The organism is Bradyrhizobium sp. USDA 4473 (assembly GCF_054063335.1).
On record NZ_JBSSGE010000001.1, the window covers coordinates 1,785,164 to 1,804,521 of the forward strand.

Genomic DNA, 19,358 nt, shown 5'->3' on the forward strand with positions numbered 1-19,358 from the left:
CGCGCAAGATATCGGAGTCAGCCTTTGTAAGGTGAGCACGCCTGTCAGGCTCCCTCCCCCTTGCGGGTCCCGCAAGGGGGGAGGGAACCCTGCCGCCGGTGATTCCCTCACGCGAGGAACGTGGATGGCTTACGCCGTCCCCGCCGCCCTGAACTGCGTCGCAGTCCGTTGCAAATTCTGCGGCATGCTCAGTAGCAGGGCCTTGCGGTCGGCGACCGCGTTGTGGAACTGCTCTAGCGCGATGTTGAACGCGGTCAGGGTGCCTTCCTCGATGGCGCCATGCTCGAAGCAGTCGAGCGTGTGGCGCAGGATGTCGTCGGCTTCGGCCTGCATCTGGTCGAGCTCTTCGGTCGAATCGCTTTGCCGCGCGGCCTTCAGCATCTCCAGTAGGCGTTCGCGCTGCGAGGTGTTGGTGTTGCGCTCGTCCTGCTTGAGATAGCCGGCGAACCACGCGCCGGCGGAGCCCATCGCCGAGAATGCCATCAGGCTCCACCAGATGTAATCGCTGTAGCGATCGAGGAAGGTCTTCTCCTCGCCGTCGACGAAGGCGGCCGCGCCCGGATGTACCGGGATGGTGGCGTCCTTGTCGGTGTCGGGGGTTTCGATCTTGGCGGCGAGCGGGAAGTCGTTCTTGAGCGATTGCCGGATCGCGAACAATTGCCGGGTGAAGGCCGCGACGGTCGAGTCCGACAGGCCTTTTCGTGCGACGATGTGATGCGAGAAGCTGATCGTCTTCACCTCGTCGTCCGGCCGGTCGGCCGAGCCGAGCGAGCCGGCGGGGATTTCCGCAGCCTCATAGGCCGGATGGTTTTGCGCGATCGCTTCCGACGCGTCGATCGCGAGGAAGGTGGGCTCGCCGCCGTCCTTGACCGACGCCGTGATCGCGTCGATCGTGATCTTGCTGTTGGCCGGGCCGACCGCGAGATAGGCGTCGGCCTTCAGGTTCTTGATCGCCTCGGCCGCTTCATTGGCCGGGAATTGCACGATCTCGACCTTCATCGGGTCGACGCCATATTGCGTCAGGATCAGCTTGAGCAAATTGACATTGGCCGGGGTGCGTCCGACGACGCCGATCTTGCGGCCGGAAAGCTGCGCGATCTTGGTGATTTTGGCAGACTTCCGGACCTTGCCCTTGGCGGGCGGCACCCACATCACCACGACGTTCTTGCGCAACGTCGCGACCGCCTGCGCATTCTTCGGCACTTCGAGGTCGCCGCGGATGATGGCGAGATCGGCCTTGCCGTCGGCCAGCGTCTGCGCGCTGGCGGTGGCGCCGTCGGTCTGCACTGGTCGGAGCTTGACCTGGGTGTGCTGCTGGTTGTTGAAGGCCTGGGCCAGCGCCTGCACGACCTTGACGTCATCGCTGTTCGCTGGGCCGACCGCGATCCGCAGCGTCACCGGGCGCACCGCGAAATAATATCCGGCAGCCGTCGCGCCGATGATGGCGAGCGCGCCGGCGATCAAAACGAACATCAGCCGGCGCTTGGCCGAACGCGGCGGCTTGGGCGATATGCTGGCGGAGCCGTCTGTCATCGATCTCGCAAACAAACGTCGGGGCTCAATCTCGTAAAACTACCAACGTGCATACATCCTGTATTTGTAGCAAATTCCTGAACGGACAGATGTTACATCTGCGTCATGGTTACCAGCGGCGATAGGACGCGATTTCGGCCTTAATTTTGGCGTGGATCCCGCCCCGGAGGCCGGTCGTTAGGCTAAGGTCGGGCCAAACGGGAGGGTACCCATGGTCGAAAAGCTGTCAGCGGAAGCAAGAAAGGCCGCGCTTTGGGAACTGGCCGGCTGGTCGGAGCCCGCCGGACGCGAGGCGATCGCAAAGACCTTCGTGTTCAAGGACTTCAACGAGGCATTCGGCTTCATGGCGCGCGCCGCTTTGGTCGCCGAGAAGAGCGACCATCACCCTGAATGGAAGAACGTCTACAAGACGGTCGAGGTCGTGCTGGCGACCCACGATGTCGGAGGGGTGACCAAGCGCGACATCGATCTCGCCAAGGCCATGAACGCGATCGCACGGCAGCTCGGGGTCAATTGAGCCGGCGGATCGGCCACCTTGCACCGGCTGGCCGACATCCCCAGATTCGTAATCGTCTGCCGCTGAACTTTCGCGGCGGCGAGGAACCCTTGCGATGGCATCGAGCGACTATGGCGTGGGATTTGGGCCTGCCGACCGGCTGGCGCAGGACCCCGAAAGCGTGCGCCGCCGCTTCTGGATCAAGTTCAAGAAAGTGGTCGCCCGCCTGCCCTTCGCCGAGGACCTGCTGGCCGCCTATTACTGCGCCTTCGACCGGCAGACGCCGCGCCATGTCCAGGCGGCGCTGCTCGGCGCCATCGCCTATTTCATCCTGCCGTTCGATTTCATCCCGGACATGCTGCCGGTGCTCGGCTTCACCGACGATGCCGCGGTTCTTGCAACCGCAATCCGCATGGTGGCAAGCCACATCACGCCGGAGCACCGCGAAGCCGCCCGCGCCGCGTTGAAGTGCGGCGTGCCTGAAGAGGAGTAGCGCCGCAGGCGTAGCCCGGATGAAGCGAAGCGCAATCCGGGGCCGCTCTAATCGCGGATGGTCCAACCCCGGATTTCGCTTCGCTGCATCCGCGCTACTAGACTTTCAACCCGTCATCCTGAGAGCTTGTGACGGATTCGGCTCCTGCGGAGTTTTTGGCGGCTGTTCGTCGCAGCAATTGGCAGGTTTGAGTTCGAGTTCGGCGATGACCCGTTGTTTAGGCTCTGGAGAGGCGGTTGCCTTGCAGGATGTTGTTGACGAGGGCGTACCAGAGCACGACGGCACGGACCTTTTCGATGCCGCGCACGGTCAATTGCCGCAGGTCCCAATTGCGCCAGCGGGCATGGATGCACTCGCAGATCGACCGGGACCTGTATCGGGCCTTGCCCTCTTCGCTCGCCATTCGCGCACGCCAGGCCAACACCCCCGGACCGTCGCCGCGCCGCGGTAGATAGGGATCGGTACCGTGCTTGGATTGAGTGGGCGGACAAAAGATATCGATGCCCTCGGCATAGGCCCATTCGATGTCCTCGGCACTGCCAAAGCCGCCATCGACGAGATGGTCCTTGGGCAACCCTCCGGGCCGCGCACGCTGCCGCTCCAGCATGGGGCGCATCAGGCCGCGATCGGATCCGATGTTGCAAATTCTGGTGTCGACGACGATCTGCTCGCCGGCCACGCTCGTCACCTGCACGTTGTAGGCGGGGCGGAAGCCGCCGTTCGCCATCTTCATGACCCGTGCATAGGCGTCCGTCGTGGAGGCCCGCGGCTCCTTCGGCGTCTTGCCGTTGCCGCGACTTTCTTCGCGCTCCTTGCGCTGCTGCTTGATCTCGGCGAGCGCCGTCTGCGCCGCCTTCACCCGCGCGCTGCGTTCCCGCGCGGCCCGCTCCTTGGCTGCCCGGGCACGCTTATTGCTGGCGTCCGAGCGTGTGTCGACCTCGCGCTTGAGGTCTTCCACCACGGCCTCAGCCTGCGCCAAATGCTTATCCAGCGTCGCCTCGCGCCGGAACGAGGCGGCCCCGGCGCTGGCCCGGACCCGCATGCCATCCTGCGCCAAGGTCTCCAGATCGACGAGACCGGCCTTTGCCAACGCTGCCAGATGCTCACTGAGCAGTCGGTCAAGCAGATCGGCGTTGCCGACCCGGAAGTCTGCCAGCAGGTGATAGTTCACCGACACCCCGCCGCACAGCCAGCGATAGGCATCGTGGCTCTCGCACAGCCGCTCCAACGCCCGCGCGCTGCCAACGCCTTCGCTGGCGGCATAGAGCCACAGCGCCAGCAAAAGCCGGGGCGAGGTCGCGGGGTGACCGGGACGATCGCCGCGAGCCTTGATCCGGTCCTCCAACTCACTCAGATCAAGCTCTTCGACATAAGACCAGATCAGCCGCACCGGATGGTCTTCCCCGATCAGGCTCTCAATATCAACCGCTCGCAGCGCAATCTGGTCGCGCTGGGGCTCACGCAGCCGCGGAGCGCCGGGCAAGCCCGCTTCGGCTGGTGGCTTCGCCTGCTCCGGCAGGTCCCCAAACAACTCATCGGCAGCCAACATCACCTCCCGCGAATCCATCATCGCCAGAGAATCACACCGCGCCGGCTTTCGGCTATAATGCTCGCTGAAACCCCAAAAAAATCACACCCTCTGAGGTGCGAGCTCTTGCGAGCCTCGAAGGATGGACAGCCCCGGTCCGGGCCGTCGACCCTTCGAGACGCGCGGAGCCTGTCATCGGGCCGCGCTTTGCGCGGACCCGGTGGCGCTCCCCAGGGTGACGGAGATAGTTAGGAGCCTGCGGTTCAGCGTTGCCTTCAGCTGCCCGGATGCAGGATCACCTTGCCCATTGCCTTGCGGCCGGCCAGCACCTTCAACGCTTCCGCGGTCTGCGACAGCGGGAAGGTGCGGTCGACATGCGAGGAGATCTTGCCTTCCGCGGTCCACTGCACGAGCTTCTCGAGGTTCTTGCGGTTCTTCTCCGGATTCTGCCGCGCCCACGCGCCCCAGAACACGCCACGGATATCGCAGCCCTTCAGCAGCGCGAGGTTGAGCGGAATCTTCGGGATGTCGCCGGCGGCAAAGCCGATCACCAGGAAGCGCCCCTCCCATGCGGTCGAGCGCAGCGCGGCTTCGGCATAGGCGCCGCCGACCGGATCGAACACGATGTCGGCGCCCTTGCCGTCGGTCAGCTTGCGCAGGCCCTCTTTCAGATCTTCCTTGGCGTAGTTCAGCGTCAGCTCGGCGCCGTGCTGCTTGGCGAAGGCGAGCTTCTCGTCCGACGACGCGCATGCGATCACCTTGAGGCCCATCAGCTTGCCGAGCTCGCACGCGGCGAGGCCGGTGCCGCCGGCAGCCCCTAACACCGCGAGCGTCTCGCCCGGTTTCGGGCTCGCGCGATCCTCCAGCGCATGCAGCGCGGTGCCGTAGATGATGATGATCCCGGCGGCGCGGTCGTAATCAAGATTGTCGGGAATCTTCACGATCGAATTCGCAGGCAGCGCGATCTTGTCGCGCGCGCCGTTGTGGCCGCAGGATGCGACGACACGGTCGCCGACCTTCAGATCGGTGACACCGGCGCCGACGCTCTCGATCTCGCCGGCGACTTCGGCGGCCGGCGAGAACGGGAATGGCGGCTTGATCTGGTACCTGCCCTGGATCATCAGGATGTCGAAGAAATTCAGCGCCGCCGCCTTGATCGCGATTACGGCTTCGCCGGGACCCGCCACCGGATCGGGCACGTCAGCCAGCACGAGATCGTCGGGTTGACAGTATTGCGAGCAGAGGATGGCTTTCATGGACACACCTGAGTTTCGGACGCAAAAAGGACTGAAAGCTTCATGCCGGATTTGCGGCGGAGCGACAATACAGTGCGGAGGGATCAAACTATGTTTGAAAAAGGCCTGCTAGCGAAAAAGCGCATCCTGATCACCGGCGGCGGCTCCGGCCTCGGCGCTGCGATGGGTCGACGCTTTGCCGAACTCGGCGCCGAATTGATCATCTGCGGCCGGCGCGAGGCGCTGCTGGAGGAAACCGCCGCGAAATTCCGCAGCGAGCTCGGCGCCAAGGTCTCCATCGCGCGCTGCGATATCCGCGACGGCGGTGCGGTCGAAGCAATGATGGATCAGATCTGGCAGGACGCGCCGATCGACGTGCTCGTCAACAATGCGGCCGCAACCTTTATTGCGCAGAGCGAACATTTGTCATTCCGCGCGGCGGACGCGATCCTCGCGCCGACCCTGCACGGCACGATGTATTGCACGCTCGCCGCCGGCCGCCGCTGGATCGACGGCAAGCACAAGGGCGTGGTGCTCTCGATCCTCTCGACCTCGACCATCACGGGCCGCGCGTTCACGGTGCCGTCGTCGATGGCCAAGACCGCGGTGCTGGCGATGACCAAGAGCCTCGCCGTCGAATGGGGTCCGAAGGGCATCCGCACCGTGGCGATCGCGCCGGGTGCGTTCCCGACGCCAGGGGCGACCGGCCAGCTCCGCCCCGAAGCGCGCGGCGAGACCTGGTCGCATCGCAATCCGCTCGGCCGCGCCGGCGAACATTTCGAGCTCGCCAATCTCGCGACCTTCCTGATCTCCGATCAGGCAGGCTACATCAATGGCGAGATGGTGGTGCAGGACGGCGGCTCGCATTTGCGCAGTTCCGGTGCCGAGGACCTGCTGCAATGGACCGATGCGCAGTGGGAGAGCCAGCGCGCGGCGCGTGCCAACGGATGAAAAAGGACTGCTAAGGGCTGATGCGCATCAGCAAACAATGAGCGTGCACTGAGAAGAGTAGACGTGCGCTGGTGGCGTTGGGTCCGCACGCGCATCCGACTGTAACTGCCTTCCCAAAAAAGCGTTTCCCCGGTTATCCATCCCGGCCGGCGGAGGGGGAATCGCCGGGCCATCTTGCAGTCACAATGATGGGGGAACCAGTTGGCTGTGCGGCAGATTCTGACATCATTGGCGGCTTGTGGTCTGTGCGGGATCATCACCCTCGCACCGACGCAGGCTGCGCCCAAGAAAGACGCGGCCAAGCCGTCGCCTTCGGCGGCCGCGGCTGCGGCCGGCGGCGCAGAGCCGACGCTGATCGGGCAATTCGGGACCTGGGGCGCCTACACCGCCGCGCCCAACGGCAAGAAGGTGTGCTTCGCGCTCGCCAAGCCGGCGTCGTCGAAGACCAATCCGGCGAACCGGCCACGCGATCCGGCCTATGCCTTCATCTCCACCCGCCCGGCGGAGAAGGTCGTCAACGAAGTCTCGATCATGATCGGCTACACCGTGAAGCCGGGCTCGGAATCGACATTGCAGGTCGGCGGCGGGACCTATGCGATGTACACGCAGGGTGACGGCCTCTGGATCAAGAATGCGGCCGAAGAGGAGCGGATGGTGGAAGCCATGCGCAAATCGGCCGATCTGACGGTCAAAGCCGTCTCGGCCAAGGGAACCGAGACGATCGATACCTTCTCGCTGAAGGGCCTGGCGCAGGCGCTCGACCGGGTGGGCCAGGACTGCCGGCGCTAGAGACGCGACTTAAGGCGTAAAATTGAGGTATTAGGCGGCTTTCCAGCACCGGCTGGAAGGCCTATTTGAGGTTTCATGACCGACACCGTGACCACCAAGGCAGTCTCCGGCGCCAGCGCGCTGGTCGAAAAGGTTCCGCTCGAGACCTATGTGCCGCCGGCCAAGCCGTCGCTGATCGGGCTGTCGCGCGCCGAGATATCGGATCGCCTGGGCGAGATCGGCGTGCAGGCGGGTCAGCGCAAGATGCGCACCCAGCAGCTCTGGAACTGGATGTATTTCCGCGGCGCTCAAAGCTTTGCCGAGATGACCAACGTCTCGAAGGACATGCGCGCCGAGCTCGAGAAGCATTTTACCGTCGACCGTCCCGAGGTCGTCGCCGAGCAGATCTCCAATGACGGCACCCGCAAATGGCTGCTGCGGCTGCCGAGCGGCGACAAGCTCGAGCGGCCGCACGAGGTCGAGTGCGTCTATATCCCCGAGACCGATCGCGGCACGCTGTGTGTGTCCTCGCAGGTCGGCTGCACGCTGAATTGCGCGTTCTGCCACACCGGCACGCAGCGGCTGGTGCGCAACCTTACCGCCGGCGAGATCGTCGGCCAGGTGATGGTGGCGCGCGACCGGCTCAACGACTGGGCCGACCGCGAGGACGGCACCCGCCGCGTCACCAACATCGTGATGATGGGGATGGGCGAGCCGCTGTACAATTTCGACGCGGTGCGCGATGCGCTGTTGATCGTCGGCGACAATGAGGGCATCGGCATTTCCCGCCGCCGCATCACGCTGTCGACCTCGGGCGTGGTGCCGAACATCAAGCGGACGGGTGACGAGATCGGCGTGATGCTCGCGATCTCGCTGCACGCGGTGCGCGACGAATTGCGCAACGAGCTGGTGCCGCTGAATCGCAAATATCCGATCAAGGAATTGTTGCAGGCCTGCCGCGACTATCCCGGCGCGTCCAACGCGCGGCGCATCACCTTCGAATATGTGATGCTCAAGGGCATCAACGATTCGCTCGATGACGCCAGGCTCTTGGTGAAGCTGCTGAAGGGCATTCCGGCCAAGATCAACCTGATCCCGTTCAATCCGTGGCCGGGCACCGCCTATGAATGCTCGGACTGGGAGCAAATCGAGAAATTCTCCGAATACATCTTCAATGCCGGCTATTCCTCGCCGGTGCGCACGCCGCGCGGCCGCGACATCCTCGCCGCCTGCGGCCAGCTCAAGTCGGAGACCGAAAAGCTCTCCGCCCGCGAGCGCCAGGCGCTGCGCGCGATGGCAATGACGGATTGAGAAGTGCTGCCTCCATGCAATCCGTCATTGCGAGGAGCGAAGCGACGAAGCAATCCATGCCTCGGCAAGTGGCGAGATGGATTGCTTCGCTCCGCTCGCAATGACGGGGAGGTAGCATGGCCCTGATCGGCCGCCTGTTCGTCGTCGCGTTCGGCTTCCTGATGTCCTGCTTCGTGGCAGGGATCATCGTGGTCGTCGCGGTGCTGTACCCCGAGATCAGCGATTTCGGCGGCCAGATCGACCAGAGCGCGATCGATATCGTGCTCGGCTTCGGCTTCATCTTCATCTCGGGCTTTGCGCTGCTGCCCGCGCTGATCGTGGTGCTGATCACCGAGGCGTTCTACATCCGAAGCGTGCTGGCTTACGCGGTCGGCGGCGCGATCGTCGGCGCGGCCTGCTATCTCGGCCTGGTCCCGTTCGATCCCGATACGATCCAGTTCCACGGCATCGTACGCCGGCACCTGGAGATCATGACCGGCGCCGGCATCGTCGCGGGCCTGGTCTACTGGCTGATCGCCGGCCGCAGCGCCGGTGCCTGGCGCGAGCCGCGCCGTCCATTACCGCCGCCCCCGCCATTGCCGTCACAATCGCCGCGGCCGTGATGCTTCCCATACCCCATCGCCTCGGCTAAACCGCGCGCCATGAACCGGACCGGACTTTTCATCGCCCTGGCGCTCGCGCTCATCATCGGCATCCTGTTCGGGCTCTATCCCGAGCTCGATCTGAAGCTCGCCGCGCTGTTTTACGACGCCGCGCAGAAAACCTTTCCGTTGAAGCTCGACGCGATCGCCGCTTTTGCGCGCGATGCGGCGATGTGGATCGCGTGGGCACTGGTGCTACCGGCGCTCGTGACCATCGTCTGGAAATTCATTCGGCCCGATCGGCCGATGCTGATGTCCGGCCGCGCCGCGGTGTTCCTGCTCACCACGATGCTGCTCTCGGCCGGCGTGCTGACCAACTTCACCTTCAAGAATTATTGGGGCCGGCCGCGCCCGGTGGTCGTGACGCAGTTCGGCGGCGACCTGCAATTCATGCCGTGGTGGGATCCGCGCGGCGGCTGCCCGCGCAACTGCTCGTTCTTCTCCGGCGAGGGCGCCACCGCGTTCTGGACCTATGCGCCGGCGGCGCTGACGCCGCCAGCCTGGCGGCCGCTGGCCTTTGCCGCGGCGACCGTGTTCGGCATCGTCACCAGTGGGCTTCGAATGGCCTTTGGCGGGCACTTTTTCACCGATGTGGCGATCGCGGGCCTGGTGTCGTTCTTCACCGTCTGGCTGTTCTACGCGCTGATCTACCGCTGGGCAGCGACCCGGCTGACGGACGAGGCGGTCGATGCCGCGCTGACGCGCCTTGCAATGCCCGGCTACCGGTGGATGCAGCGCTGGCGCCGGGGCGGCAAGGCTGCATCCAGCCGGCCCGAAGCCTGATTGGAGCCCGATTAAAGGCGTGCTCCGCTTGCGGAAATTTGATATCGCCAGCCCTGAAACCTGATCCATGTCGACCGATTGGACCGTTCCATGAGTACGATTCTGAAAAGCCTGCCCACCGGCGAAAAAGTCGGCATCGCGTTCTCGGGCGGGCTCGACACCTCGGCGGCGCTGCTCTGGATGAAGCTGAAGGGCGCCAAGGTGTTCGCCTACACCGCCAATCTCGGCCAGCCCGACGAGGCCGACTACGACGCGATCCCGCGCAAGGCGATGGATTTCGGCGCCGAGAAGGCCCGCCTGGTCGATTGCCGCACCCAGCTTGTCCATGAGGGTATCGCCGCGATCCAGTCCGGTGCGTTCCACATCTCGACCGGCGGCATTACCTATTTCAACACCACCCCGCTCGGCCGCGCGGTGACCGGCACGATGCTGGTCGCGGCGATGCAGGAGGACGGCGTCAACATCTGGGGCGACGGCTCGACCTACAAGGGCAACGACATCGAGCGCTTCTACCGCTACGGCCTGCTGACCAACCCGAGCCTGCGCATCTACAAGCCCTGGCTCGACCAGCAGTTCATCGACGAGCTCGGCGGCCGCGCCGAGATGTCGGCGTTCATGACCGCGCAGGGCTTCGCCTACAAGATGAGCGCGGAGAAGGCCTATTCGACCGACAGCAACCTGCTCGGCGCGACCCATGAGGCGAAGGATCTCGAAAGCCTTGCGAGCGGCATCACCATCGTCAACCCGATCATGGGCGTGCCGTTCTGGCGCGCCGATTGCGACGTCAAGGCCGAGAAGGTCGTGGTGCGGTTCGAGGAAGGCCAGCCGGTCGCGCTCAACGGCAAGACGTTTGCCGATCCGGTCGCGCTGTTCCTGGAAGCCAACGCGATCGGTGGCCGCCATGGCCTCGGCATGAGCGACCAGATCGAGAACCGCATCATCGAGGCCAAGAGCCGCGGCATCTATGAGGCGCCCGGCATGGCGCTGCTGCACATCGCCTACGAACGGCTGGTCACCGGCATCCACAACGAGGACACGATCGAGCAGTACCGCATCAGCGGCATGCGACTCGGCCGCTTGCTGTACCAGGGCCGCTGGTTCGATTCGCAGGCCTTGATGCTGCGCGAGACCGCGCAGCGCTGGGTGGCGCGCGCCGTCACCGGCGAGGTGACGCTCGAGCTGCGCCGCGGCAACGATTATTCGATCATGAACACCGAGAGCCCGAACCTGACCTATGCGCCGGAGCGGCTCAGCATGGAGAAGGTCGAGGACGCCGCCTTCACGCCGGCCGACCGCATCGGCCAGCTGACCATGCGCAACCTCGACATCTCGGACACCCGCGCCAAGCTCGGCCTCTACAACAAGACCGGATTGATTTCGAGCGGCGAAGGCGCGCAGATCTTCCAGCTCGAGAGCGACAAGGATTGAGGCCACGCTCTCTCACCTCGTCGTCCCGGGCAAGCGAAGCGCGACCCGGGGCCCATAACCACAGGCCGTGGTTATTGAGCATGTTGTGGCCCCAGCTCGCTTCCACGATAACTCCCGGTGGTTATGGATCGCGGCCGGGACGACGGGGAGAGAGTTCGGCTACTTCACCCTCAGCGCATCCAAGAGCGAACGAAACGCCCGCGCGTAATCGGTGCCGGTCTTGCCGATATCGGGCCCCGCTGACACCGCGACTGCCGCCTCCGTCACTGCGCCGAGCAACAGCCGCGCCAGCGGTTCGATCGGCTGCTTCGCGATCACGCCGGCCTCCATCGCCGCCGCCAGCGCGCGCGGAAATTTTCCGCCGAAATGCTTGGCGTCGATCTCGCGCCAGCGTTCCCAGCCGAGCACGGCGGGGCCGTCGCGCAGGATGATCTGGCCGGTCGGGCCCTTCGCGCACGCCGCGAAATAGCCCTGCGTGCCCGCCGCCACCGCCGCGAGTGGATCGTTCTCGGCGCGCGAGATGCGGTCGAGATCGGCGACGAGGTCGATCGACACTTGCTCGAACACCGCCTCGAACACCGCCTCTTTCGTTGCGAAGTGGTGATAGACCGCACCCTTGGCGACGCGCGCGCTGGCAGCGATGTCGTCCATCGTCGTCGCGGCAAAGCCGCGCTCGCCAAAAATGCGGCGCGCTGCCTTGACGATCGAGGCTCTGGTCTTCTCGCGCCGCTCGGCCTGGGTTGCCATGGTTCGTTATTGTCTGAGCATGATCTATCGGAAAAACCGCGTCACACTTTTCCGGATCATGCTGTCTAACCCAGTTCCAGCCGCAAGCCAATTGACTTACCGACTGGCAGTCGATAAATACCGACCATCAGTCGGTAAATGGAGATGGCACATGCCCTCGCTCAAGACGCTGCAAGCCTTCGCTGACGCGGTCGAGTCCAACGACCATGTCGGCGCCATCAGGAATTTCTACTCGGCCGATGCCCGCACCCAGGAGAACGACGGCGAATGGCGCGTCGGTCGTGAAGCTCTCGCGGCGCGCGAGGCCGCCGTGCTGGCCGCGGTCAGCAGCGTGACGACCACGCGGCTCGGGCCGCTGCTCGTCGACGGCGATCACTCGGCGATCTGCTGGCGGTTCGAGTTCACGGCCAAGGACGGCAAGGTCCGCCGCATGGAGGAGGTCGCCTGGCAGACCTGGCGTGGCGAGGAGCTGATCGAGGAGCGCTTCTTCTACGATCCGGCGCAGATGGCGCGGTGAGGTCACTGACAACACCGCGCTGACGGTGTGCTCCCTCGCCCCGCTCTCTTGTCCGCCGAAGCCCGCCTTCGGGCGAAGGCGGATGCGGGTAGAGGGTTGGGTGAGGGCTCCCTCCACGAGTCGTGTGCGTAGATAGACCTGCACCCCCTCACCCGGAACGCATCTCGCGATGCGTTCCGACCTCTCCCCGCAAGCGGGGCGAGGTGAAGCAAGAGCCCGCTCATCCGACGACCAAAACGAAAATGGCCGGGATCGCTCCCGGCCATTTTGGTCTCGTGATGTCGCACCGGCTCAGCGCGGTGGCGCGGCGGAGGCGGTGCCGCCGTTGAGCAGCGGAGTGATGCGGCGGACCGTGACGCGCCGGTTGATGCGGCTCGGTCCGTCAGTCTGCTCCTTCAGATATTGCGAGCCGTAACCCTGCGAGGTCAGGTTTTCGGCCGGCACGCCGAACTGCTGCGTCAGCAACTCGGCGGCCGATTGCGCGCGGCGGTCCGACAGCGACAGATTGTCGGTGTCGTTGCCGGTCGCGTCCGTATGGCCTTCGATCAGGAACACCTCGCGCGGGTTGCGCTGGATGGCCCGGTTGAGGCCGTCGGCGATCACCTGCAGCCGCGCCGCCTGATCGGGCGGGATGGTCCACGATCCGGAATCGAAGTTGATCGTGTTGAGGTCGATCGACGGCATCTGCATGCGGACATTGGGGCTGTAGCGGATCTCCTCGAGCGAGTAGCGCCGATCGATCCGCTGCACCGGCGGTGCCTCCATGGTCTCGTAGATCACGTCGGGCGACGCGTCCTGAGCGTCGACGATGTAGCGATCGTAGGGAATGTTGACCACGGGCGGCGGTACGTCGACATAGAAGCCGCCGACCGCACGCGGATCGCGATAGCTGTTGTCGATGATGACGAGCTCGCGCCCGCCGGGATCCCTGCGGATTCGGCGCAGCATCTGGCCGTCGGCGCCGACCACGGTGATGATCTCGCTGCCGTCGGGACGGACCACGATGGTGCGGGTCTCGCCGCCGATCGTCTCGGTGCGGATGTCGCGCGCGCCATAGCGGAAACGATAGATGTCGTCGCCGCGTACATAGGCCTGGCCGCTCGGGTCGCGGATGATGACGCGGTCCGGCTCGGTGTAGATGGTGCGGCCGTCTTCGACGACTTCCTGCCGCTGGCCGCGCAGGTCCGCGATGCTCCCGCCGATGATGGCACCGGCCACCACGCCTGCACCGACTGCGGCGCCGATCGCGAGCGGTGTGATGTTGTCATGGCGCGGCGGCGGCGGCAGCGGTGCCGCGACTGCAGGTGCGGCCCGGAATGCCGGCGCAACCGTCGGCGGGGCGTATTGCGCCTTGCCGGGCGGCGGCGTTGCGGCGGCCGAGCCGGGCACCACGGTCGGTGCCGCGGGCGCGCCCATGGCGGCCCCCTGGGCCGGCGGCAAGCCGGGCGCAGCGCCCGGACGGGCCTGCTGCGCGGGTGCCGGCGCTGCGCCGGGGGCGCCCATCGCTGCTCCCGGGGTCGCAGGCGTTCCGGGCGGTGTGGCGGGACGTCCCTGCTGACCCGGAGTCGGTGTTGCAGCTCCCGGCGTTGCAGGTGCAGCCGGCGTTGGCGTTGCAGCTGCCGGCGGCGTGCCGGGGCGTGCTGCCGGAGCAGCGGCACCCGGTGCTGCCGGTGTCGCGCCCGGTGCGGGCGTTGCCGGCGACGTCGTGCCCGGCGGTTGCTTGGTGCCACCCGGACGTTCGCCGCCCGGGCGATCGCCGGGCCGGCGTTCGGCAGGCGCCATTGTCGGAGCTTGGGGCGTTGCGGGCGTCGGTGTTGCGGCTACGGGCGGCGTGCCGGGGCGTGCTGCCGGAGCAGCGCCGCCCGGTGCCGGCGTTGCGGCCCCCGGCGTCGGGCTTGGCGTTGTATGCGCTGCACCCGGTGCGGGCGTCGACGGCGTGCCTGGCCGCTGCGGTGCTGCGGCGGGCGGCGGCGGGGTCGGTGTGGGATGCGCGGGTGCAGCCGCGGGCGGCGGCGTCGCCGGCTTCGCAGCAGGGGGTTCGGGGCGTCCGGGCGCGGCCGCAGGCGGTGGTGTCGCCGGCTTTGCGGCAGGTGGTTCGGGCCGTGCGGGCGCGGCTGCCGGCGGCGGTGCCGGACGCGCGGCGGGCGGTTCCGGCCGTGCGGGAGCCGGAGGCGGCGCGGGATGCGGTGCGGCTGCCGGAGGCGGTGTCGGCTTTGCCGGTGCGGCAGCGGGCGGTTCGGGCCGCGCAGGCGCTGCGGGCGGGGTCGGCCTCGCGGGCGCTGCGGCCGGCGGCGGAGCTGGATGGGCGGGCGGCGCGGCTGCGGGAGGCGCCTGCGGATGCGGCGCGGCGGCCGGCGGTGCCGGATGTGCGGGAGCGCCCGGCGCCGGTTTTGGCTTCGGCTTTCCGTCGGGGCCGAGCTCTTCCTTTGGCTGCGCCTGTGCGACGACCAGCGGCGAAGTTTGTGCGTGCGACGCTGAGATTGCGAATTGCATCACCGTCAGCGCGGTCGTGGCGAGCAGCACGAGACGAAGCTTTGTCATGGTATCGGAGTCCCCGGGGCGGAAAGTCTGGGCAGGAGCGAAAGTGAGAGCCGAACAATTCGGCGACACGATGAATTGCCAGCCGTTGGGCCGGATTGTGGCGAGCACCGAATCATCGGCGAAGTTTATTTCGACATTATAACGGGTTGCATGTGCCCTTGTTCACTGGACATTCATAAGAAACGCCCGGACACGATTGTCAGCGATTGGGAACTAAGGCGCGCGCGTGATTGATCGGCCGACAGGTCGATCTGTCGCGGGCGGCGGGCCCGTCGGTCCGGGTGGCCCGCGCACCGGCGATTCGTCGGGCGTATTGCCCGGCAACTCGTCCGGTCGCGGCGGTTCGCCGGGTTCGCGCACCGGTGCTGGAACCTCCGGCTGCGGATTGCCGGGGGGAATTCCGGGCGGCGGTTCGCTCGGATTGCCGGGCGTCGTCGGCGGAATCTCGGGAGGCTCGATCGGCATCAGATCGAGGTGTCGTGGCCGATGCCGGCTCGCGTCGCGCGCATTGATCGCTCCATCGCAGTTCGAAGCGATAACGGAACGCGCGCCAAGCCGTTCCTGTGCGGCGCTATTCGGGCGTGTGGCAGACCGCCTCGATATTATGGCCGTCGGGATCGAGCACGAACGCGCCATAATAGGTCGGGTGATAATGCGCGCGAATGCCGGGCGCGCCGTTGTCGCGGCCGCCCGCCGCCATCGCAGCCTTGTAGAAGGCGTCGACGGTGGCGCGGTCCTTGGCGGTGATCGCGATATGCACCGGCTTGTTCATCGCGCCTTCGCCGCCGATCCAGAAGTCCGGCTTGCCGTTGGCGCCGAAGCCCGCCGCCGGCGCGTGCCCGGTCGCTTCAGCGGGCACCTCCATGATCAAGCCGTAGCCGAGCGGCGCCAGCGCGGTCTGGTAGAATGCTTTCGCGCGCTCATAGTCGGAAACCGAAAAGCCGATATGGTCGATCATCGCGAGCCTCGCTTGTTGTGGCGGTCAGGTAGTCGATTCGATATTCGCTCTCCCCGAGCGGATTGACGCTTCGGCGCCGACGTCATTGCGAGAAGCGATAGCGACGAGCAATCCATTCCTCAGCTTGCCGTGCGATGGATTGCTTCGCGTCGCTCGCAATGACGTGGATGGAGCTGCGCGCACCATCTCCCCGTTTCTCACCGCGAGCAACTAGCGGCTTCTCAACCGCGCACCAGCAGCGTGTTGCTGCGGGTCCGGCCCTGATCGACGTAACCGCGGCTGTGCATGTCGGCGATGCAGTCGTCAGTCCATTCGTCTTTCGACAGATGCTCAATCACCACCGCGCGCGGCCACAACTGCTCCGGCGCGTCGCGGAAGAAGCCGGTCAGCACGCGGTCCTCGAAGCCCTCGACGTCGATCTTCAGCGCATCGACTTTGCTTGCGCCGGCCTCCTCGAGGATGCGTTGCAGCCGCAGCGACGGCACCTTGTATGCCTTGCCGGTCGGCGTGCCGGTGACGATGTGGCTGGCGCCGAGATTGTCGCCGTCGGTCTCGATCATCAGCTCGCCGTCGCTCGGACCCGCGGCCGCCGCAACCAGCCGCACCTGCGGATAGTTGGAGGCCTGCGTGTTGAATTTGAGCCGCGCATGCGTCACCGGATGCGGCTCGATCGCGATCACCTTGCCATCGGCGCCGACATCGCGCGCCAGCGCCAACGCATAGGTGCCGACATTGGCGCCGAGATCGACGAAGGTGCCGCCGGCGCCGACATGCCGGCGCAGGAAGGCGAGCTCTTCAAGATTGTAATCGGGATTGAACAGCGCGCCGCGCTCGGTCGCGCTGGCCTGGTGATAGAAGCGGAACGAGGCGCCCTGATAGCTCACATCGAGCGGTCCTGCGCCGAACAGATCGACCAGCCGCGACAGCCAGGGCCGGAACGCGCCGCGCTTCAATCCAGAGCCGTGCGCCAGCCGGATGATGGCGGCCTGCGCCGCATTGGGCGCAAAGGCGCCGAATGGCGCCGGCGAAATGTCGTTGCTGGGGATCAAGCCTGGTCCTCGTCAAAAGCGCGGCATGCATAGCCGGTTTTGGCGGGAGCGCCAACGTCCGTTATGCGGCCTTGCTCGATGCCTGGCGCTGCCGCAGGAAGCGTCCCAGCAGCCGTCGCTTGCCCTTGCGCGGAATCAGGTCGACGTCGCTGACCAGTCTGGCGCCGCCCTTGCGGCGCTCCAGCACGATCTTGCGGCTATGGAACGCTTCGAGCTCGACCCGATGGGCGACGCTGACGATGGTCGCTTTTGGCAACTCCGTCGTCACCATCTCCATCATCTTGTCCTGGCTCTTCTCGTCGAGCGCCGACGTCGCCTCGTCGAGCACGACGATGTCGGGGTTGTGCAGCAGCAGGCGCGCAAAGGCGAGCCGTTGCTTCTCGCCGCCGGACAGCGTCTGGTCCCACGGCGCATCCTCTTCGATCTTGTCCTTGAGATGGTCGAGGCCGACCTTGTGCAGGGCCTCGCCGATCTCTTCGACATTCCAGTCTTCCGCCGCACCGGGATAGGCCACCGCGCGCCGCAGCGTGCCCGACGGCACGTAGGGTTTTTGCGGCAGCATGAACAGGCGGCGGTCCGCGTGCACGCCGACACTGCCGCCGCCCCACGGCCACAAGCCGGCGATGGCGCGCACCAGCGTGCTCTTTCCGGTCCCGGATTCGCCGGCAACCAGCAGCCGCTCGCCCGCCTCGACGTCGACCTCGGTTTCGCCGACCACGGCCGTGCCGTCGTCGAGCGTGACCGAGAGATCGTTGAGACTCAGCATGGCCTCGCCCGCGGTCTCGCCGCGCTTGATGCGACCGAAGCCGTCGCCGGTCTCGGCGCGCTCGAGCCCGTCGAGCGACATCATCAGCGAGGCGATGCGGCGCGCGCATGCGTTCCAGTCGGCGAGCCGCGGATAATTGTCGACCAGCCAGCCGAACGCAGTCTGCACGATGGTGAAGGCGGACGCCGCCTGCATCACCTGGCCGAGCGTCATGCTGCCATCGAGGAATTTCGGCGCGCACAGCAAGAGGGGGACTACCGGCGCAATGAGATTCGATCCCTGCGACACCAGCGTCGTCCGCATGTGCTGTCCGGCGAGCCGTGCCCATTGCCGCAATACGTTCGAGAACGTCCTGTCGATGCCGTCGCGTTCTTCGGCTTCGCCGCCGAGCAGCGCGATGCTTTCGCCATTCTCGCGCACGCGCGTCAACGTGTAGCGGAATTCGGCTTCCGCCTGGTTCTTGTCCTCGGATATCTGCACGAAGCGGCGGCCGATCGCGGTGATCGAGCCGGACGCGATCGCGGCGTAGATGATGGCGGCAATCACCAGGAAGCCCGGGATGCTGATCGACGAGCCGCCGAGCGTCACCGTCAGCGCGCCGCCGATCGTCCAGAGCACGATGATGAAGGTAACGGCGGACAGCAGCGCCGACGTCACACCCGCGACGAAGTCGACCGGCGAGTCGGTTGCGATCCGCAGATCCTCGGCGATGCGGTATTCCGGATTCTTGTGATCGCCGTCGACGAGGTTGAGCTGGTAGTAACGCCCATTGGCCAGCCAGCGCGACACGACGGCATTGGTCAGCCAGGCGCGCCAGCGCCGCTGAATGCTCATGCGGCCGAACACCTGGGCGACACCCAACAGCACGCTGCCGATCGCAAGCGGGAAGAAGATGGCCGTCAGATGGAACACTGACGCCGAGTCGCGCTTCTCGATCGCATCGAAGATCGCGCGATTCCAGACATTGATGCCGTACTGCACGGCGACGTTGGCGACGATCAGCAGCAGCAGGCCGATCGTGAACAGCCACGCCAGCCGATCGCCGTTGCGGCCCCAATAGCCGCGCGCGCTGATCCAGAACCGCGTCAGCAGATAATCCTTGCGCGCCTGTTCGGCCTCTTCGGGCGACAATTCGGGATCGGGCTCGAGAATTTCCGGCGGCGGCGGTTCGACATGGTCGCCGTCTTCGGCGACGACCTCGACGAGCTCCGATTTGTCGTCGGCCTCCTTGTCGTCCGCTCCGCTCGGTGCGGCGTTGCCGTCTGCGGCGCCGGCACGCCTTGTGCTCGCTTTCCGGGGCGAGGTGGCCTTGGCCGGCGAGGCCCCCTTCGACGATCTGGATTTTGCCTTAGCCTTGGCCATCGCGTGACAACGGGAGCGAAATCAGAAGGTTCCATTGCGGTTCCGAGGGGCAGCCGATTGACCCGACGGATGTTGCGAGAATGCGACGCTGAGCCGTGCGTTTGACGCCTTGAATCGGGAACAGTCATCGTCGTCCTGGCGCAAGCCTGGACCCATGAGCTCAAATTTCAATTGTTGTCCGACGCTGGGGCCACGGTCCCGTCCATCACGGAGTTCGGTGGTTATGGCCTTCTGGCCCTCGCCAGGACGAC

General features: G+C 65.9%; 18 protein-coding genes. 9 read left to right on the top strand and 9 right to left on the bottom strand.

Going from position 1 to position 19,358, the window contains the following annotated elements; translation table 11 throughout:
* Window positions 1–129 precede the first annotated feature (129 nt).
* Window positions 130–1,533, bottom strand: coding sequence for a TAXI family TRAP transporter solute-binding subunit (locus ACVW17_RS08355; RefSeq protein WP_456751441.1), 1,404 nt, complete (start codon window positions 1,531–1,533; stop codon window positions 130–132).
* A 211-nt stretch (window positions 1,534–1,744) separates the two neighbouring features.
* Between ACVW17_RS08355 and ACVW17_RS08360 the strand changes: the two genes are divergently transcribed.
* Window positions 1,745–2,050 carry a 4a-hydroxytetrahydrobiopterin dehydratase gene (locus ACVW17_RS08360; RefSeq protein WP_456751442.1) on the top strand — a complete coding sequence of 102 codons (306 nt, stop codon included), beginning with the start codon at window positions 1,745–1,747 and terminating at the stop codon, window positions 2,048–2,050.
* 94 nt (window positions 2,051–2,144) lie between these two features.
* Window positions 2,145–2,522, top strand: coding sequence for a YkvA family protein (locus ACVW17_RS08365; RefSeq protein WP_456751443.1), 378 nt, complete (start codon window positions 2,145–2,147; stop codon window positions 2,520–2,522).
* 217 nt (window positions 2,523–2,739) lie between these two features.
* Here ACVW17_RS08365 and ACVW17_RS08370 read toward each other — a convergent pair whose 3' ends face one another.
* Together ACVW17_RS08370 and ACVW17_RS08375 are read right to left on the bottom strand one after the other, a co-directional pair.
* A complete protein-coding gene (locus tag ACVW17_RS08370; protein ID WP_456756372.1) occupies window positions 2,740–4,071 on the bottom strand; it encodes an IS1182 family transposase in 1,332 nt (443 codons plus the stop codon).
* A 254-nt stretch (window positions 4,072–4,325) separates the two neighbouring features.
* Complete coding sequence (locus tag ACVW17_RS08375) at window positions 4,326–5,306, bottom strand: NADPH:quinone oxidoreductase family protein (protein WP_456751444.1); 981 nt, start codon at window positions 5,304–5,306, stop codon at window positions 4,326–4,328.
* 90 nt (window positions 5,307–5,396) lie between these two features.
* On the opposite strand from ACVW17_RS08375, the gene ACVW17_RS08380 reads away from it, so the two are divergent.
* The 6 genes from ACVW17_RS08380 to argG all read left to right on the top strand — a co-directional run bounded on the left by ACVW17_RS08380 (window position 5,397) and on the right by argG (window position 11,167).
* On the top strand, window positions 5,397–6,236 hold the full coding sequence (locus ACVW17_RS08380; protein ID WP_456751445.1) for an SDR family oxidoreductase: 840 nt from the start codon (window positions 5,397–5,399) through the stop codon (window positions 6,234–6,236).
* A gap of 207 nt (window positions 6,237–6,443) precedes the next feature.
* Window positions 6,444–7,025 carry an invasion associated locus B family protein gene (locus ACVW17_RS08385; RefSeq protein WP_456751446.1) on the top strand — a complete coding sequence of 194 codons (582 nt, stop codon included), beginning with the start codon at window positions 6,444–6,446 and terminating at the stop codon, window positions 7,023–7,025.
* A 75-nt stretch (window positions 7,026–7,100) separates the two neighbouring features.
* Window positions 7,101–8,315: a 23S rRNA (adenine(2503)-C(2))-methyltransferase RlmN gene (rlmN, locus tag ACVW17_RS08390; protein WP_456751447.1), complete on the top strand. Its 1,215-nt coding sequence runs from the start codon at window positions 7,101–7,103 to the stop codon at window positions 8,313–8,315.
* Between the two features lie 116 nt (window positions 8,316–8,431).
* Window positions 8,432–8,917: a hypothetical protein gene (locus ACVW17_RS08395; protein WP_456751448.1), complete on the top strand. Its 486-nt coding sequence runs from the start codon at window positions 8,432–8,434 to the stop codon at window positions 8,915–8,917.
* Window positions 8,918–8,956: 39 nt separating this feature from the next.
* Entirely contained in the window at window positions 8,957–9,739 is a 783-nt protein-coding gene (locus tag ACVW17_RS08400; RefSeq protein ID WP_456751449.1) for a phosphatase PAP2 family protein, read from the top strand.
* 90 nt (window positions 9,740–9,829) lie between these two features.
* On the top strand, window positions 9,830–11,167 hold the full coding sequence (gene argG / locus ACVW17_RS08405) for an argininosuccinate synthase (RefSeq protein WP_456751450.1): 1,338 nt from the start codon (window positions 9,830–9,832) through the stop codon (window positions 11,165–11,167).
* Window positions 11,168–11,326: 159 nt separating this feature from the next.
* Here the strand turns inward: argG and ACVW17_RS08410 are convergent, their stop codons facing one another.
* Entirely contained in the window at window positions 11,327–11,914 is a 588-nt protein-coding gene (locus tag ACVW17_RS08410; RefSeq protein WP_456751451.1) for a TetR/AcrR family transcriptional regulator, read from the bottom strand.
* Window positions 11,915–12,065: 151 nt separating this feature from the next.
* On the opposite strand from ACVW17_RS08410, the gene ACVW17_RS08415 reads away from it, so the two are divergent.
* The gene (locus ACVW17_RS08415) at window positions 12,066–12,431 is read left to right on the top strand and encodes a nuclear transport factor 2 family protein (protein ID WP_456751452.1); all 366 of its coding nucleotides are present in this window, start codon (window positions 12,066–12,068) and stop codon (window positions 12,429–12,431) included.
* 291 nt (window positions 12,432–12,722) lie between these two features.
* Here the strand turns inward: ACVW17_RS08415 and ACVW17_RS08420 are convergent, their stop codons facing one another.
* The 5 genes from ACVW17_RS08420 to ACVW17_RS08440 form a co-directional block, all read right to left on the bottom strand.
* Entirely contained in the window at window positions 12,723–14,972 is a 2,250-nt protein-coding gene (locus ACVW17_RS08420) for an OmpA family protein (RefSeq protein WP_456751453.1), read from the bottom strand.
* 213 nt (window positions 14,973–15,185) lie between these two features.
* On the bottom strand, window positions 15,186–15,437 hold the full coding sequence (locus ACVW17_RS08425; RefSeq protein WP_456751454.1) for a hypothetical protein: 252 nt from the start codon (window positions 15,435–15,437) through the stop codon (window positions 15,186–15,188).
* 106 nt (window positions 15,438–15,543) lie between these two features.
* Window positions 15,544–15,930 carry a VOC family protein gene (locus tag ACVW17_RS08430; RefSeq protein ID WP_456751455.1) on the bottom strand — a complete coding sequence of 129 codons (387 nt, stop codon included), beginning with the start codon at window positions 15,928–15,930 and terminating at the stop codon, window positions 15,544–15,546.
* A 221-nt stretch (window positions 15,931–16,151) separates the two neighbouring features.
* Entirely contained in the window at window positions 16,152–16,979 is an 828-nt protein-coding gene (locus ACVW17_RS08435) for an FkbM family methyltransferase (RefSeq protein WP_456751456.1), read from the bottom strand.
* Between the two features lie 61 nt (window positions 16,980–17,040).
* Window positions 17,041–19,107 (bottom strand): ABC transporter ATP-binding protein/permease, encoded by a 2,067-nt coding sequence (locus ACVW17_RS08440; protein WP_456751457.1) that lies wholly within the window; start codon window positions 19,105–19,107, stop codon window positions 17,041–17,043.
* Window positions 19,108–19,358: the final 251 nt, after the last annotated feature.